The organism is Pirellulales bacterium (assembly GCA_019636335.1).
Classification (GTDB): Bacteria; Planctomycetota; Planctomycetia; order Pirellulales; family JAEUIK01; genus JAHBXR01.
In genome coordinates, this window is sequence record JAHBXR010000035.1 from 1 (window position 1) to 16,422 (window position 16,422).

Genomic DNA, 16,422 nt, shown 5'->3' on the forward strand with positions numbered 1-16,422 from the left:
CAGCGACGGCTATTCTGCTGATGTAGAGGGGTACTTCGTCGTCAACAAGAGACGCATTCCCCTTGCGAAATCGAACGGTTGCACGTTCGTGCTCGCAGAGCAGTGTGAATTGCCGCCGGGCACAGAGGGCGAATTGCTCGTTATCGTAGACGGCAAGGCTAGCTCCAGGCGTGTCGAAATCGAGGGCGTGGCACTGGGCCAAACGGTCGTTCAGTACAAAGTCACGGTCCCCTTTTAGGCCGGGCCACGCCGCTGCGGAGCATGGTTGCCGGCGCATTTCAACCGGTTGAACTCAGATCGCCGGAAGCAATTGCGTTGACGTGCAGGCCATCGTGGCACCTCTACGCAATTACCCGGACAGAAGCCTCGCTGCAGCTCTAATTCAGCGAAGGATCGGGCGGGACGTGCTTTACCTTGATCGCTGACAGTAGCTGCCCTTGGGCCACTTGTTTCAGCGCGTGCTGCCACAGGTCTGTGTCGTCGCTGAAGACGTGTTCGGGCCTGGCCGGCATGGTGAGCCAGCCCCCTTGTTCCATCTCCGACTCGAGCTGGCCGGGGCCCCAACCGGCGTAGCCCACGAAGAAGCGAGCCTGGTAGGTTGGCTCGTCGACCAGGGTGGTGAGCTTGTCGGGTTCGCCGCAGAAGAAGAGGGCCGTCTCGAGGACTTCGATGTCGGCCAGTTGCGGTGTGATGTGGAGCGCCGTCAGCGGTCCCTGGCAGGGTCCACCCCAGCGGAGCAGATCGTCGCGCACGCAGCCGGTGTCGCGCACCTGTTCCCAGGCCTGCTTGATGGTAGCCGTGGTGGGGCGATTGAGCACGAGGCCCAGGGCGCCTTCGGACGAATGTTGCACCATCAGCACCACGGTCCGCAGGAAGTTCGGATCGAGCAGTTGGGGCGCGGCGATCAGTAGATGACCCTGCAGGGAACTCATACCCGGCATTTTACCGCCCGCCGGCAGCCGACTAAAGCGGCACCTGCCGGCCACCGGAGTTCGGTCTCTGACAAAGGCATCCCAAGTGTCCCAGAGGCGCCCCGGTGGTTCGACCACGCCGGACGACCGTGCCGACCGCGGTCGTCTCCTTCCGGGCAACCCGTCGCAGCACGAGCTAGCCTGGGTCGAGCATACGATCGAGTGCCACGAAGGAGGCAGTTAGCGCGGGGCGCGAGTCGCGGTAGGTCTGCCACCACTCGTCGAGGAGCGGAGCCACGCGCTGCGGTTCCGATTCGTGTACGTGCCAGGTTGACAATGCCAGGGCGAACATCTCCCAATCGGCGCGTGCGAGTTCCACGTCTTCGGCCGCCGCCAGCACCAGCGGCACGAGCGCGAGGCGCGCCGCGCGGTGCAGTCGCGCGGCGTGCAGGTGGTCGGCGTAGCGCGGCAGGTCGAGATTCAACTGCGCGACGAGCCACGACAGGCGCAGCACCTCGGGGAGCCGCGGTTCGGGGTTCGCCAACAGCGCCTCGAACGTCACGACGTTCGAACGAGGAAACGCCTCTCCGCCTCCTCCCAATGCAGGTTCGACGAGGATCACCTTCGCCTCCGGCGGCAAGAGCTCCGGTTCGGCCAGTCGCCGGATCGCGGCGAGCAGCCCAGGACCGCGCGCCTGCCACTGTTCGGTGAGGGGGCCGGCGCGCAACGACAGCTCTTCGTCGAGCTTGGGACGCCGTTCGTCGTAGGCGCGCCGGAGGGCGCCCAGGCAACCGGCGAGCGACTCGGCCGAGGCGTTCGCTTTCTCTCGACCGAGCAACCTGGTGAGCGCTAGCAGCGCCAGCTCGCGCGAGCTGGCCGTGTCCAGGCACAGGGGGGGAAGCTGCGCCAGAAAATCGCGCGGCGTGGCGCCGGCGGCTTCGATCGCGGCGCTCAGTTCGGCCAGGGGGATCGCGAGTGCCTGGGCGAGCGCTGGATCGACGAGCGACGCGCCTGTGGCGAGCGCCGCGCAGGCGTGCCAGCAGCTCGGCGCGCGGGGGGATTGCCAGTTCAGGCGGGTCGTCATGAGAGTCTCGACGCTAGGGGAAAAGCCGCTATCATTAACAGGCTATGAGCACTATTATCGGTTCGAACAAGCTGACGCTCGATACGGTCAAGTCCTGGTCGGCGCTCGATGCCTCGGAGTTGTACGAGGTGCAGCGCTGGGGCAAAGGATACTTTTCCGTCAACGACCTGGGCAACGTCTGCGTGCATCCGGAGAAGAATCCGCAGCGCGCGATCGATCTCAAGCAGTTGATCGATCACCTGCAGTTGCGCGGCATTCAGTTGCCGATCCTGATTCGCTTCGGCGATATCTTGAAGCATCGGCTGCAAGATATTCACGATGCCTTCCAGACGGCGATCGCGCAGAACGACTACCACGGCAAGTACGCCTGCGTTTACCCGATCAAGGTGAATCAGCAGCGCCAGGTGGTCGAAGAGGTGGTCGAGTTCGGCCGGCCGCTCGGCTTCGGGCTGGAGGCGGGCTCGAAGCCGGAGTTGCTGGCGGTGGTCGCCGTGGCATCGAACGACACGCCGATCATCTGCAACGGCTTCAAGGATGCCGAGTTCATCGAGATGGCGATGCTCGCGCAGAAGATCGGCCGCAACATCATCCCGGTCGTCGAGAAGTATACCGAGCTGGGATTGATTCTCGAGTATGCGGCGAAGGTAGGCGTGCGGCCGAAGATCGGCATGCGCGTCAAGCTGGCCACCGCCGGTGCTGGGCGTTGGAAGTCGTCGGGGGGGTTCCGCTCGAAGTTCGGGCTCACGGTGACCGAAATCCTGCGAGCGCTCGACGAGCTCAAGCAGCACGGCATGGAAGATTGCTTCAAGCTGCTCCACTTCCATCTCGGCAGCCAGGTGCCGAACATCCGCCACATCAAAGAGGCGCTCAACGAAGCAGCTCGCGTCTATGCCGAGCTCGCCCGGGCCGGCGCGGGGCTCGAGTATCTCGACGTCGGGGGCGGACTGGGGGTCGACTACGACGGCTCGCAGACGAATTTCGAATCGAGCGTGAACTACACGCTCGAGGAATACGCCGGCGACGTGATCTACCACGTGCAGACGGTGTGCGACGAGGCGGGCATTCCCCACCCGAACATCATTTCGGAGAGTGGACGCGCGATCGTCTCCTACCACTCGGCGCTCGTGTTCAACGTGTTGGGCGTGTCGGGGCAGGGGGAGAACGGCATTCCGACCGAGGTGGACGAGGAGTCGCTCGAGCAGCCCCTCGTCGATCTGCTGGGGACATATCGCAACCTCACGACGCGCAACGCGCTCGAGGGGTTCCACGACGCGCAGCAGGCGCTCGAGATGGCGATGCACCTGTTCAACGGCGGCTACCTGCCCCTCCTCCAGCGGAGCCGCGCGGAGAACATCTTCTGGGCCATTTGCCGCAAGTTGCAATCGCTCGTGCGGCAGATGGAGTACGTGCCCGAGGAGTTGCAGGGACTCGACGCCATGCTCTCGGACACCTATTTTTGCAACTTCTCGCTCTTCCAGTCGATTCCCGACAGTTGGGCGATCAAGCAGCTCTTCCCGGTGATGCCCATTCATCGCTTGAACGAGCCCCCCACGCGGCACGCCGTGCTGGGAGACATTACCTGCGACTCGGACGGCAAGATCGACCAGTTCATCGACCTGCGCGACGTGAAGCGGACCTTGCCGCTGCACCAGTTTAACGGCGACCCCTACTACCTGGGCGTGTTCCTCGTCGGCGCCTACCAGGAGATCCTGGGAGACCTGCACAACCTGCTGGGGGATACGAACGCCGTACACATCAGCCTCGACAGCAATGGCGAGGTGGTGCTCGACGCGGTGATCGAGGGAGACACCGTGACCGAGGTGCTCGAGTACGTCGAGTTTCAACCCTCGGCGCTGGTGCGCCGGCTGCGGACCGATGTCGAAACGGCCGTCCGCGAAGGGAAGCTCGACTTCCAGCAGGCCGGGCAGTTGCTCCGCTTCTACGAAGAGGGGCTGCGCGGCTACACCTATCTGGAAGACGCCCACGGCAACTAATGGCCCGTAAGTCAGGTACGCACGTACCTGACAGTGTTCAATGGGGCCAACTCAGAGGATTGTCAGGTACGGGGTACCTGACGGGCCCCTTGTTACCCGCATCAATTGGCGGATTGCGGCGCGCGCGAATCGGCGCTAGTATGAATGGGCTAGGGGAACCGGGCTCGAGCAGGGCGGGCGCACCCCCACGGCTATGCGCCCCGTATCTCGGCCCGCTGGCGCTCGGGCCCTTTCCGGACCGCTTTCGACGACGATACCTGGCATGGGCGAGCTTACTGGCGAACAAATTGCCCAGCGGGTTACGGACCTCAACCTCATCAGCGACCGCCAGTTGCAAGAGGTGTGGGGCGAGTTCGGCCGGCAGGACGTGCCGGGAGACGAGTTTCTCCAGATGCTCGTCCGGCGCGAGCTGCTGACCAACTACCAGGTCGAGCGGTTGCTCAATGGTGATCGCACCGGCTTCTTCTACGGCGACTTCAAGGCCCTGTACCGCGTGGCCACCGGCAGTTTTGCCCGGGTGTATCGCGCGGTCCACAAAGACTCGGCCAAGGTGGTCGCCTTGAAGGTACTGCGCAAGCGCTACTGCGACGACACCACCCAGGTCGAGCATTTCCTGCAGGAAGGGGAGTTGGGCCGCACGCTGCGGCACCCGAACATCGTGCCGACGCTGGAGGTGCGTTCCCAAGGGCGCGAGCATTACCTGGTGCTCGAGTTTGTCGAAGGGGGCAACCTGCGCGACTTCATCCGCATTCGAAAAAAGGTCGAAGCGCTCGAAGCGACGCGCCTCATCGCCGACACCGCGGCCGGACTGCAATATGCCTTCGATCGGGGCATCTCGCATCGCGATCTCAAGCTCACCAACGTGCTGATCTCGAGCCGCGGCCAGGCGAAGCTGGTCGACTTCGGCCTGGCCGGCGCCGACGAGGGATCGGTCGAAGATCCACTGGCCAATCCGCGCACGATCGACTACGCGGGGCTCGAACGGGCGACCGGCGTGCGCAAGGACGACAACCGTAGCGACATCTACTTCCTGGGCTGCATCTATTACCACCTGCTCTCCGGCCAGCCGGCGCTGCTGGAGACGAAGGAGCGCATCCAGCGCCTGGCCAAATCGCGATTTCTCGACGTGGTGCCGATCCACCGTCTCGATCCGCAGATTCCGCGGGTCGTGGCGGCCGTGTGCAATAAGTCGATGGAGCTTGATCCCGCGCGGCGCTACCAGTCGCCGGGAGAGATGCTCGTCGATCTGAACATCGCCATGGCCAGGCTCTCGGCGGGCGAAACCGAAGCGGCCGGCTCGGGCGAGCCGGTCATCGAGATCACCGAGGGAGAGCGCAAGCAGGCGGCCCAGTTCCTGCCCGACTCGCAGCGGAAGGTACTGATGTTCGTCGAATCGGATAGCCGCATGCAGGACATCTTCCGCGACGGCCTGAAACGCTGCGGCTACCGCGTGCTGCTGACCAGCGATCCCGAGCGGGCGCTGGGACGTTTTGCCAACGACGCCAAGGCGGCTGATTGCGTGGTGTTCAGCACCGGCAAGTTGGGGGCCTCGGCGCTCGAGGCGTTCAATCGCTTGGGGGTCGAGGAGGCGACGCGGGGCATTCCCGCCGTGTTGTTGCTCGGCGAAAAGCAGGCTGCCTGGCGCGCCAAGGCCGAGACGAGCGACCATCGTCTCGTGCTGTCGATGCCGATCAAGCTCCGTGATCTCCGCGGCGTGCTGGGCAAGCTGGTGCCCGCCATGGGCGAGGTCGGGGAAGTGAACGACGAGTGACCGCTCGTTTCGTAGGTCAGGTACGCCGTACCTGACAATCCTTCGAGTTGGCCATGTCGAGCAGGGTCAGGTACGGAGTACCTGACCGACTGAAGCGTCGGATTTTCTTCTGCGAACGGCGCGAATGATGTCCGCGCTTCCGCCGACCATCAGTGCAGCGAACAAAAGTGGTGCGCCGACAAGCAGACATGGAATGAACATGAGCCCCCAGTAAGCAGTGCCATCGTGGGCAATCAAGTGATAATGACTCGACAAGTAAGCCGCCATCACTACCAATTGGATTTGCAGGGCGAAAAAAACCGCCCCACAAGTCACCCATGCGGCACGAAGCGATCTGCCCAGCACCCACATCGTTGAGGCCAAGCCGAGCGCGGCGACTGCGAGTGGAGTCCATAAGGTGATCTGGTCGTTCAGGTTCATCCAAGTGCGCTGGCCAAAGTAACCGAACGCTACGGCGCCAATGGCAAGTAGCATCGCGACGTCGAAAACGGCCACCGCGGCGAGAGATAGTCGACGTGCCATCGGATCACCTGGTTGAGCGCTTCGCTAATAGCTCCAAAGGATGCCAGCGGGCTGAGGTCGGTCGGCTATACGGCGCGCGGACTTCGTATGTCGACAGTCCGTACGACTCGATCAGACCGCACACGTCGGCGGCGTTTACGCCGAGCGATTCGTGGACGTCCATCAGGATGACGATCTCCGGGTTCGAGCGAATCGTTTCCGCCACCCCGCGCAGCACCTCGACTTCGAATCCCTCGACGTCGATCTTCAGCACGTCAACGCGGCCGATATTCCGCGACGCGAGCAGCACGTCGAGCGTTTGCATGGGCACCAGCATCGTACTACCCGCGCGATCGGGCGAGCAATCCAACAGGCTGTGATGCCCGTGATCGGTCGCCAGGTGCAGGGTGACCTCGCCGTTGCGATCGCCCAGGGCGACCTGGACGATTTCGATGTTCGCGTAGGCGTTGAGCTCGACGTTCCGCGCGATACGGGCGCGATTGAGGGGCTCGGGTTCGACGGCGAGCACGCGCCCCGTCGGCCCCACGCATCGTGCGGCGACAAGGCTGAAGAAGCCGATGTTCGCTCCGGCGTCGACGAGCGTCATGCCGGGCCGCAGAAAGTGGGCCAAGGCGTGGACTTTGGGGCGTTCGAAGGCCTCGATCGCGATCGTGCGAATCCAGGGCTTTTCGCGGATGTCGAGATAAATCTGCCCGCCGGCACAGCGATAGGCACGCTCGCCCGAGGCGATCACCCCCGGCAGCAGTCGGTGACCGCGGAGGGCATAGGCGGGCCAGCGTTGGAGGCGGCGGCGCACGCGGCGCAGGAACTTGTCGCGAACCAGGCGGTACAGCTCGCTCATTGCGTTGCCCTGGGGCTACCTTAGTCCGCCCCGTTGGGGCTTCCGGCGATGCGCTATTCGGCCTCGATCCAGGCGCCTGCTTTCACAAGTGGTATCGCACATGAAAGGTGTCGGAACGCACTACAGCGCCGGGCCGCGCAAGGCGGCGGGCAGATCGTCGGCCACGATCGACAAGCCGTCCGAGGCGCGCAATTGCACGCGGTACAATTTACCGGCCTGCAGCTTGATCGAGGGGGCCTCGCCATGCGCGGCGCGGATGCCCGACGCCCTGGCTCGCTCGGGATCGTTGGCGTACTCCCAGAAGTTCGCCCAGATTTCGCGCTCGAAGTCTGACATCTCGGCGCCGCCGTAGGCGGAGGGACGCGAGCCTTGCGCATCGATCACAAAACCTTCGGTCGGTTGCTGGAACTCGCCGAAGATCCGCCGGAACAAGCAGACCGACGTGGCACGCAGTGGATCGGCTTGCTCGACGTGTTCATCGAGGTACTTCACGACCCAGGCATCGAGATAGACGATATCACCCTCGATGGTGATCGTCTTGGCGTCGCCGATGGGATTGCCCTCTTGGTCAACTTCGCTGAAACGAAACAGCGTCTTGCCGTGATCGCCTTCGCGCGGCGCCGTCTGATCGAGCACGACGATCTGCGCCACGCGCTCGTCGACCTTGAGCAGTTGCATGGCGGTCTCGAGACGCTCGATCTGCTGAGCCTTGGCGGCCACGTCGAGCTCGAGGGCGTCGATCTGCGCCTGGCGCTCGGCGAGCTCCTCGTCCTTGGCTTGCAGCGCTAATTCGTGCGCGTGGTAGGTCTGATAGCCCAACCAGGCGCCATAGCCCAGGACCGCGGCCAGGGCCGTCGCCAGGAAGGTACGCAGCAAACTATTCAGCAAGGCCAGGGCCTTCATAGAGATCCTCGTCGGAAGTCGACAACTGAGGTCGGATGAACCAAGTTAGCTTACTGCCCCGGTCGGCTCGATCGGTGCGACAGGCATATTCCTTAAGGAAACATGGCGGCCCGGGCGTCTGCAAGGGGCGGCGCCCGCCACCTGGAGCATTCTTCGCCGGTAGCAGAGAAAAATCGACCCCGGGCGGGCGGATTCGCGGAACTCGGGGCTTAACCCGAAGCATCCGTTTTGAAGTTGCGCTTTTCGCTGAGTCGTAATCCGAAGCGTGAGCGAGGGAACACTTTGCTCGACGTTCTTTGCAGAAATCCCCTCGCTGACGCTTCGGGTTAAGATGTATCCGCCCGAATGGATGGCTTTGACAGAACACTACCCCACACCTGGGTCCACGCCGAACTGTCGCAGCACGATGGCCGCCACGTCGGTGTCGGCCACGATATGAGTCCCCAGCACCCCTTGCCGCGAGGCCACGATCGGCCCCCGCTGCTGATCGGTCACCGCCGGCGCGCCGTGCGAGCCCCGGACCAGCGTGGCATCGAGTGGAATGCTCCACCGGGCAAGGTCAACGTGCAACTCGACCGGGTCGTAGCCCGGCTTCTGGTGGATATCCACTTTCCGCGCGAAGCCGGGGGCGCGGGCATCGTCGAGCCAGTAGTAATACGCCTGCCAGCTATGCGGCTCGGAGACGAGGACCACGTCGCCGCAGTTGGCATGATCGAGTTGATAGCGGGCAAGGCCTGGGCCGTGCAGCACCTCGGCGATGCCTGGATACCCGGTGAACAATTCGACGACCTGTTGGATGACGCGCGCGTCGCGCCCTTCGATGAAGAGGTGTGAGATTTGATGGTCAGCCATGGCCCAGGCGCGGCTGCGGTGGAGATCTACATATTCGCCATCAACTTCCTCGCGAATGGTAAGCAGGCCCGCTTCACGGAGGACGCGGTTCGGGTACGTCACGTGATCGACCGGAACGATGGCGTACTCGCTGGCCACGAGCCACAGGGGCTCCGGCTCACCGTAAGCGACTGTCATTTCCGCGCGGAGCTTGCCGATGACTTCGTCCAACTGCCCGACCGAGACGCGGGCAATCTCGCTGTCGGGGCCGGTCTTTTGCGCGGCGTAGTCGAGGTGGGGCAGGTAAATGTAGAAGAAGTCGGGCCGGTAGCGTCGTGCCGCCTCGATGGCCGAATCGGCGATCCACTCGGTCGAAAAGATATTTGCCAGCGGCCCCCAGAAGTGTTGCAGCGGAAAGTGGTCGAGCCGCGGCAAGAGCTCTTCGTACAAGTCCTCGGGCCGCGTGTAGCACCAGAGCGATTCAGTGCCGTCGGGATTATGCTTGGGAGCCGGCGTGCAGATGTAGTCCGCGCCGCAGCCTTTGCTGTGCAGCGGAAACCACACGGCCGACGTCGTGCCGGGGCGCTCGCGATGCAGGATGTCCCAGATCTGCGGCGCCTCGATGCACTCGTTCCAAGCGGTCCACATCTCGAATTCGTGCCGCTCGCGGTAGTAGAAGCCGTTGGCGATCACGCCATGCTCGCGCGGCAAGCGACCGGTCGTCATGTTGGCCTGCACGGGACACGTGACGCAGGGAAAACTGGGAACAAGCGTTCCTTGTTCCCCTGCGGCGGCCATGGCGCGCAGATGCGGCATCGCCGCCAGATCTTCGGTGCGGAGGCCGGGAATCGACAGCAGGATCACTCGCGCGGACATCGCTAGCTCGACCTCGGGTTCGTCTCTCGCGAAACTTCTTTACGTGGAATAGATCCAGCGCCCCAAAAACATCGCCGGCAAGATCAAAAACAGAATCATCACGGCCGCTTCGGTCCCCCGCACGCCGAGGCACGCCGCCGCGTCGAGCAACACCAGCGACAAGATACCCTGCCGCACGGCGTACTGGACGCGAAACGGTTGCGGGTCGAGGATCGCCCACACGCAGCGCCAACCGATCAAGACACCCAAGACCAGCCACAGTAGTTGCCAACGATCGGGCAGATTCTCGGCATAGACAGGTTGCGCCCAGTCGGGGAGCGCATCGTTCGACCAATGTGGGTAAAGGGCCAGCATGGCGATGCCCGCCAACATCGTCGCGAGCGCCGCCGTGAGAGGGGGGCGATGACTCGTCGAGGCCTCGGTGCGTGCGAACCACGTCACCCCAACGATATACAGCCCCACGCCGAGCGCGATCACGACGTGCATCGTGTGCCACGCGATCGCCCCCGCGCTGGCGCCCAGCAAGACATTCAGCGTGCGGCAGGCGCCCATGGCCAGCGGTGCGACGGGCGTACGTTTCAACACGTAGTCGTAGAGCAGCACCATGCCGGCGAGCGCCGCGGCCGTGATTCCCGGCCGGATGGTGCCGGCGAGATAGCCCGCCAGGCAGCCCAACACGATGCCGGAAAGCAGCAACTCGAGGCCCAGCCAACGCGCCCAGACGGGATCGATGCGCCCCGAGGGGAGGGGGCGCTCGGGGCGCGACTGCGCGTCGGCCTCGAGATCGAAGACGTCGTTCAAGACCATGCCGGCCGTGTAGAGCAGGCCCGAGGCACACGCCAGCAGGGCCAGAACAGCCCAGTCGCCGAGTCCTTCGTGCGTGAGCCAGTAGCCTAGCCCAATGTCGGCAAGCGCCGTAAAGACGTTCGGCAGGCGGAAGAGCTGCAGGTAGGCCTTCGGTTTCATGGTCGTTTGCTTTCCGCGCGGCCCTGGGGCATCGTTGAAACTTGTGACCCGGACGCCGTTCAGCAGCCGACCGCCGGTGCAAACGTCCTCGGGCTAGCTCGTCGCCAGCCCCAAGTCGGACATGAGCTTCGAGAGATAGGCGTGCGCTTCACGCGCGGCATCGTCCGGACGGTCAATGTAAGGATACAGTTCGACGGTGATCCAGCCGTCGTAGTTCGTCGTCGCGATGGCCTGGAGCGTGGCGGCAAAGTCGATGGCGCCTCGCCCGGGAATCAGGTGCTTGTGGACGCGCGTCGAGGCAATGTCTTCGAAGTGATAATGCACCGTATGCTCGGCCATGCGGGCGACCCAGTTCTCGGGATCCTCGCCCACGCAGTAGGCATGGCCAATATCGAAGTTCAAACCGACGCGCGGCGAGTCGATACGCGACACAAACTCGAGGTACTGGTCGAACTTCTCGATGAGCAATTCGGGCTCTGGCTCGATCAACAGCGTCACGCCCACCTGCTCGGCCACCTCGATGCAGGGCATCAACTCTTCGTAGAAGAGTGCGGCGGCATCCTTCCACGATTGCCCCTCGGCCAGCGGGCCGCCGGGCTCGGTCGTGATGTTCGGCGCCCCCAGGTCGGCCGCCAGTTGCAGCGCTCGGATCGTGTGCTCGCGGCGGATGGCACGATACGGGGCGTAGGGCTCCGTCCAGGCGGGGTACCAGTAGGGCTGCCGCGGGTCGTTCACGGCGTTCATCATGAACGCGTTCACGTTCGAGATCGTCAGCCCATGTCGCGAAAGGCATTCGCGAATCGCCTGCCGCTGCGCATCGAGCAGGCCGGCCGGCCAGGCGTGCGGGACGTCGGCCAGAAGCTCGATTCCCTGGTAACCCAGCGAAGCGACCGCGGCGACCGTTTCTTCAATCGAGAAATGCAGATAGGCGTTCGAGCTGAAGGCAAGCTTCATCGGCAGGGCAACCAAGCGGGATGTTGGGTGGGCAAGAGAACCAGGGATTATAGCCCGAACGCGCTGCCCGAGAAACCGACGGAAAGCCTCGCTGCCACGGTCCTTGGCGCCGCCGAGCAAGGACTGCATTTCCTGCGAAATGGCCGTCTTTCGCGGTTCATAGTCTTGCCGTGTCTCGGCAAGAGCGTTTGAGCACAGGGCATGGCACGCACGGTCGCGACGCCATGCTTTGCACCCTGGTAGCGGATCGGCGGCGACGGAACGCCGACGGTTCTGCAACGAGGAATCGTGACATGCCCGCGCGTACTTGAGTGGTCGTTCCCTGCCCGCCGCGAGCCCTTGGCGCCCTACGAGCGGCAAATTCGGCACTATTGGCAGCTTGGTTTACGGAGGTGGATGCTGTCGCGGGGGCATGTTTCCGTAAGGCAACGAGTCCCATCAGGGGTGACCTAGGTTTCCATATCCACAAGGCCAGGGCAGGTTTCGGACCAATAAGTGCCGACGGCCAGGTCGTACGCATGTGTCGGCGCGCCGAGCCTGGTGGGAATGGTCGCGCACTCCCGAGGGAATACCTTCGTGACGATTCTGTTGGAAAACGATCCCCAAGAAACGGCGACACACAGTCCGCGCCGGCAGCCGCGCCTCGAACGGCGCCGCGCGAACCGCTTTGTGATGGGGAACATTGCGCTCGCCTTGGCGCTGGCAGCCGCCGCGTTGATCGTCGAGCTTGCTTTCCGGCTGTTCGTGCCCGTCATTTCCACGCCCGAGTATTTCTGGGATCCCGTCGTCGGCCCCCGCCGCGTGCCGAACACCGCGGGACGATTCGTCTCGGGGAACAACATCGACGCGCACTACCACTTCAATGCGCAAGGCTGGAATGCGTCGCGCGACTATTCGACGACCAAGGCCCCCGGCACGCGCCGCGTGGTGCTCGTGGGCGATTCGTTCGTCGAAGCGCTGCAAGTCAACCAGGATGAATCGATGTTCCACGTCGCCGAGCAGGCGATGACCACCCCCGAACGCCCGGTCGAGTGGTACGCGCTGGGTAATTCGGGTTGGGGCAGCGCGCAGCAATACCAGGTCATCCGCCACTACGCGTTGGACTATGAGCCCGATCTGGTCGTGCTGCTGTTCGTCGAGAACGATCCTTACGACACGTCGCCGTATCTCGTGTCGATCGAACCGCAGATTGCCAGCTACGTGCTGGGCCCCCAGGACGAGTTGGTCTACCGCCAGCCGCAGTTCTGGGAACGCGATTTCTGGAAGCGCCTGGCGATGCACTCCGACGTCATTCGTTGGTTCGTCCTGCAGCGCGGCTTCCTGATCAATCGCAACAACATTCCCGACCACTTGAACATGCCACTTCGCGAGGCCGCGCTGATCGAGCATCCGGAAGTCACCGATCCTTTGCTCAAGCTGCCGCTGGAAGAGCGCGAGCAGCTCACGTGGAAGCTGATCGAGAAGACGATCGCCGCAACGGCGGCCCTCTGCGAGCAGAACGGGACGCGCCTGGCGATCGCCTACCGCGGATCGATGCTCGAGATCGAAGCGGCCCGCGAGGGCGCCATACACTGGAAGCCGCCGGTCGACGACGATCCCTATTGCTTGGGGCCGCGCCGCTTCGAAATGGGGCGCGAGATGGTCGCCCCGATCTGCGAGCGGCTGGGTATTCCGTACCTCGACCTGACCGATGCCCTCAAGGAGGCCGTGACGCGCGAACAGGCGTCGCACGTCTTTCCCGACGATCCCCACTACAACGTCCTGGGACAGCGCGTGGCAGGCGAGACCCTGGCCCGCTGGGTCGAAGCACTGTGGACCAGCGACACCAGTCCCGAGTCGCACGCCGCGACGCCCAACAGCCAGAAACCAGCGACGAGTAGCCCATGAGCACCATCGACGATCACGCCAGCTATACGATCTTGAACGCCTCGCAGAATTTCTACGTGCGCGGCGGATCGGATCGGTACTTTTTCGTGCTGAGCGAGTTGTTGCAACAGCATGGCCATCGGGTAATTCCCTTCTCCTCGCGTCAGCCGAAGGATGAGCCGAGCGAGTGGTCGCGCTACTTTCCGGCCGGCGTCGATTTTCAGAAGCCGGGCCCGCGCGACATTGCCCGTTTTCTCTACTCGCGACCCGCGAAGAGGGCCCTCCGCCGACTGTTGGCCGACGAGAAGATCGATCTGGCCCACCTGCATATTTATTATGGGCAGTTGACCGGTTCGATCCTCGCGCCGCTCGATGACACCGGCGTGCCGATCGTTCAGACGTTGCACGACTTCAAGCTCGTCTGCCCGGTCTACTCGCTCTTGTCGCACGGCAAGATCTGCGAAGCGTGCGAGGGGAAGCACTTCTATCGCGCCGTGACGAACCGCTGCAATCGCGGCTCGCTCACCCGCTCGGCCCTGAGCGCCGCCGAGACCTATCTGACGCACTGGCTCGGCGCCGAGAGGCGGATCGACCAGTTCATCACGGTGAGCGACTTCCAACGTCGCAAGTGCATCGAGCTGGGCGTGCCGGCGGAGAAGATGACCACCGTGCGCAACTTTGCCGATCCCGCGCAATTCGAGCCCGCCACGGGACGGGGAGGCTACCTGCTCTACTTCGGTCGCGTCGAGCAACTCAAGGGTATCTTCACGTTGCTCGCCGCCGCCGAACAGGTGCGCGACGTGCCATTGTGGATCGTGGGCACGGGGGACGCCGATGCCCAGGTGGCCGAGATCGTGAAGAGCCGTGGACTCAACCACGTGCGCCTGCTCGGTTTCCGTGGCGGCGCCGAGTTGCATGAAACGATTCGCGGCAGCATCGCGACGATCCTACCTTCCGAAGGCTACGACAACTGCCCCATGTCGGTGCTCGAATCGCTGGCGCTCTCCCGGCCGGTAATCGGTTCGCGCATCGGCGGCATTCCCGAACTGGTCGAGCACGAGCGCGACGGCCTGCTGGTCACGCCAGGCAACGCCGACGACCTGGCTGCCCAAATGCGCCGCCTGGCACGCGATCCCGCGGAAGCCGTCGAGATGGGCATCGCCGGACGCCAGAAGATCGAGACGCAATTCAATCCCGAGATTCACTATCAGCAAGTGGCCGAAGTCTATCGCCGCGTGCTGGCCGCGCGTGGCCGCATGCCACGGACGTCGTTGGTCGAGCACGACAAGCATGCCACGGCCATCGCCGATCCCGAGTCCTTGCAGACCAGCGTTTGATTGCCGCGCATCTGAGAGTCCACGTTAGCCCCGTCACGAACGAACGACGATGAGCCAGACACTCCCCCCTCCGCTGCAGCCGACGTTGCCTCCGCTCGAATTCCCGGTCGGTATGCAGACGGAAAGCTCCGCGCTTGCGACGGTGGCCGGCGAGAGCACAGCCCTTAGTCCGGCCGCGCCGAATCGTCGCCTGGCGATCTTGGGGACGCGCGGCATTCCGGCGCGTCACGGCGGATTCGAATCGTTCGCCGAGAAGCTCTCGCAGTACATGGTGGAGCGTGGCTGGCAGGTGACGGTCTACTGCCAGGAGTCGACCGGCTCGCGCGTCTGGGAAGATACTTGGAACGGCGTCCGGTTGATCCACATCCCGGTAAAGCGTGACGATGCCGTGGGGACGGTGATCTTCGACTGGAAGTCGACGCGCATGGCGGCCCGCGAAAAGGGGACCATTCTCACCCTGGGTTACAACACGGCCCTCTTTTCGGCGTTGTATCGTCTGCACCGTCGCACGAACCTGATCAATATGGATGGCCTCGAGTGGCAGCGCAAGAAATGGAGCAGGCCGCAGAAGGCGTGGCTCTGGCTGAACGAGCGCTGCGCCGGTTGCTTCGCGAATCACGTCATCGCCGATCATCCCAGCATCGAGCTGCACCTGATGTCGCGGATGCCGATCCGCAAGATCACGATGATTCCGTACGGGGCCGACCGTATTGAGGAGGCCGATCCCGCGCTGCTCGAGCCCTACGGCGTGACGCCGGATCGTTACGCGCTCGTCGTGGCGCGCCCCGAGCCGGAGAACTCGCTGCTCGAGATCGTCCGAGCTTTCTCGCGCCGTCCGCGCGGCATGAAACTGATGGTGCTCGGCCGGTATGAGCCAGAGAAGAACGCCTATCACCGCGAGACGCTGGCCGCGGCCAGCGAGGAGGTGATCTTCCCGGGTGGCGTCTACGATGCCGCCGTTGTGGCAGCCCTGCGGGTTCACGCCCGGCTTTACCTCCACGGGCACACCGTGGGGGGGACGAACCCGGCACTCGTCGAAGCGCTCGGCGCCGGCTGCGCTGTCCTGGCCCACGACAACGTCTTCAACCGCTGGGTGGCGGGGGCCGAAGCGGCCTACTTCTACGACGAAGACGACTTCGCGCGGCAGCTCGAAGTGCTGCTCGGCGACGAGCGTAAGCTGTCGCTGATGCGCGGTGCGAGCGTGCGGCGCTTCGAGGAGCAATTCTCGTGGCCCAAGATTCTGCGGGCATACGAGTCGCTGCTGAAAATCAAGTCGGCCGCACTTTAACCGCCCCGCTCGCCAGGCTTCGTAGGTCAGGTACGCCGTACCTGACAATCATTCGAGTTAGCGACGTCGAGCATTGTCAGGTACGGCGCACCGGACCTACTTGCTCGTTGGCATCGTGGCCTGTGGGCGTTGAAATCCACCGTTTCAATTGAGTCTCGCGCAGCCGCACGTTAGGTTGATGCAGGGCGGTCGCGAGCCCCCGCCCGATTTATCTACGGCTTGCTTCGGCATCGCCTGGCGAGCGAGAGGCCTTTCACGTGCAGCATCGCGCGAGCTAT

14 protein-coding genes are annotated in these 16,422 nt (G+C 63.9%); 6 read left to right on the top strand and 8 right to left on the bottom strand.

The window, feature by feature from the left end; genetic code table 11:
* The coding region (locus KF708_22975) for a hypothetical protein (protein ID MBX3415566.1) at positions 1–238 on the top strand (238 nt) is incomplete at its 5' end.
* A 139-nt stretch (positions 239–377) separates the two neighbouring features.
* On the opposite strand, the gene KF708_22980 is transcribed toward KF708_22975, so the two are convergent.
* Positions 378–932, bottom strand: coding sequence for a YqgE/AlgH family protein (locus KF708_22980; GenBank protein MBX3415567.1), 555 nt, complete (start codon positions 930–932; stop codon positions 378–380).
* Between the two features lie 175 nt (positions 933–1,107).
* The gene (locus tag KF708_22985; protein ID MBX3415568.1) at positions 1,108–1,995 is read right to left on the bottom strand and encodes a hypothetical protein; all 888 of its coding nucleotides are present in this window, start codon (positions 1,993–1,995) and stop codon (positions 1,108–1,110) included.
* Positions 1,996–2,039: 44 nt separating this feature from the next.
* Here KF708_22985 and speA point away from each other — a divergent pair, with 44 nt between their 5' ends.
* On the top strand, positions 2,040–3,989 hold the full coding sequence (speA, locus tag KF708_22990) for a biosynthetic arginine decarboxylase (protein MBX3415569.1): 1,950 nt from the start codon (positions 2,040–2,042) through the stop codon (positions 3,987–3,989).
* Positions 3,990–4,251: 262 nt separating this feature from the next.
* Positions 4,252–5,760: a protein kinase gene (locus KF708_22995; GenBank protein MBX3415570.1), complete on the top strand. Its 1,509-nt coding sequence runs from the start codon at positions 4,252–4,254 to the stop codon at positions 5,758–5,760.
* A gap of 66 nt (positions 5,761–5,826) precedes the next feature.
* On the opposite strand, the gene KF708_23000 is transcribed toward KF708_22995, so the two are convergent.
* The 6 genes from KF708_23000 to KF708_23025 all read right to left on the bottom strand — a co-directional run bounded on the left by KF708_23000 (position 5,827) and on the right by KF708_23025 (position 11,653).
* Positions 5,827–6,282, bottom strand: coding sequence for a hypothetical protein (locus tag KF708_23000; protein MBX3415571.1), 456 nt, complete (start codon positions 6,280–6,282; stop codon positions 5,827–5,829).
* Positions 6,283–6,286: 4 nt separating this feature from the next.
* Positions 6,287–7,123: an FkbM family methyltransferase gene (locus tag KF708_23005; protein ID MBX3415572.1), complete on the bottom strand. Its 837-nt coding sequence runs from the start codon at positions 7,121–7,123 to the stop codon at positions 6,287–6,289.
* 120 nt (positions 7,124–7,243) lie between these two features.
* Entirely contained in the window at positions 7,244–8,026 is a 783-nt protein-coding gene (locus KF708_23010; protein MBX3415573.1) for a hypothetical protein, read from the bottom strand.
* 366 nt (positions 8,027–8,392) lie between these two features.
* Positions 8,393–9,733 carry an alkaline phosphatase family protein gene (locus KF708_23015; protein ID MBX3415574.1) on the bottom strand — a complete coding sequence of 447 codons (1,341 nt, stop codon included), beginning with the start codon at positions 9,731–9,733 and terminating at the stop codon, positions 8,393–8,395.
* Between the two features lie 39 nt (positions 9,734–9,772).
* A complete protein-coding gene (locus KF708_23020; GenBank protein ID MBX3415575.1) occupies positions 9,773–10,699 on the bottom strand; it encodes a UbiA family prenyltransferase in 927 nt (308 codons plus the stop codon).
* Positions 10,700–10,792: 93 nt separating this feature from the next.
* Positions 10,793–11,653: a sugar phosphate isomerase/epimerase gene (locus KF708_23025; GenBank protein MBX3415576.1), complete on the bottom strand. Its 861-nt coding sequence runs from the start codon at positions 11,651–11,653 to the stop codon at positions 10,793–10,795.
* A gap of 576 nt (positions 11,654–12,229) precedes the next feature.
* Here KF708_23025 and KF708_23030 point away from each other — a divergent pair.
* Genes KF708_23030 through KF708_23040 form a run of 3 tightly spaced genes read left to right on the top strand, consistent with a single transcriptional unit; the run spans position 12,230 to position 16,144 of the window.
* Complete coding sequence (locus tag KF708_23030; GenBank protein ID MBX3415577.1) at positions 12,230–13,540, top strand: hypothetical protein; 1,311 nt, start codon at positions 12,230–12,232, stop codon at positions 13,538–13,540.
* Positions 13,537–14,856 carry a glycosyltransferase family 4 protein gene (locus tag KF708_23035; GenBank protein MBX3415578.1) on the top strand — a complete coding sequence of 440 codons (1,320 nt, stop codon included), beginning with the start codon at positions 13,537–13,539 and terminating at the stop codon, positions 14,854–14,856. The genes KF708_23030 and KF708_23035 overlap by 4 nt, the downstream gene beginning before the upstream one ends.
* A 49-nt stretch (positions 14,857–14,905) precedes the next feature.
* Positions 14,906–16,144 carry a DUF1972 domain-containing protein gene (locus KF708_23040; GenBank protein MBX3415579.1) on the top strand — a complete coding sequence of 413 codons (1,239 nt, stop codon included), beginning with the start codon at positions 14,906–14,908 and terminating at the stop codon, positions 16,142–16,144.
* Positions 16,145–16,422: the final 278 nt, after the last annotated feature.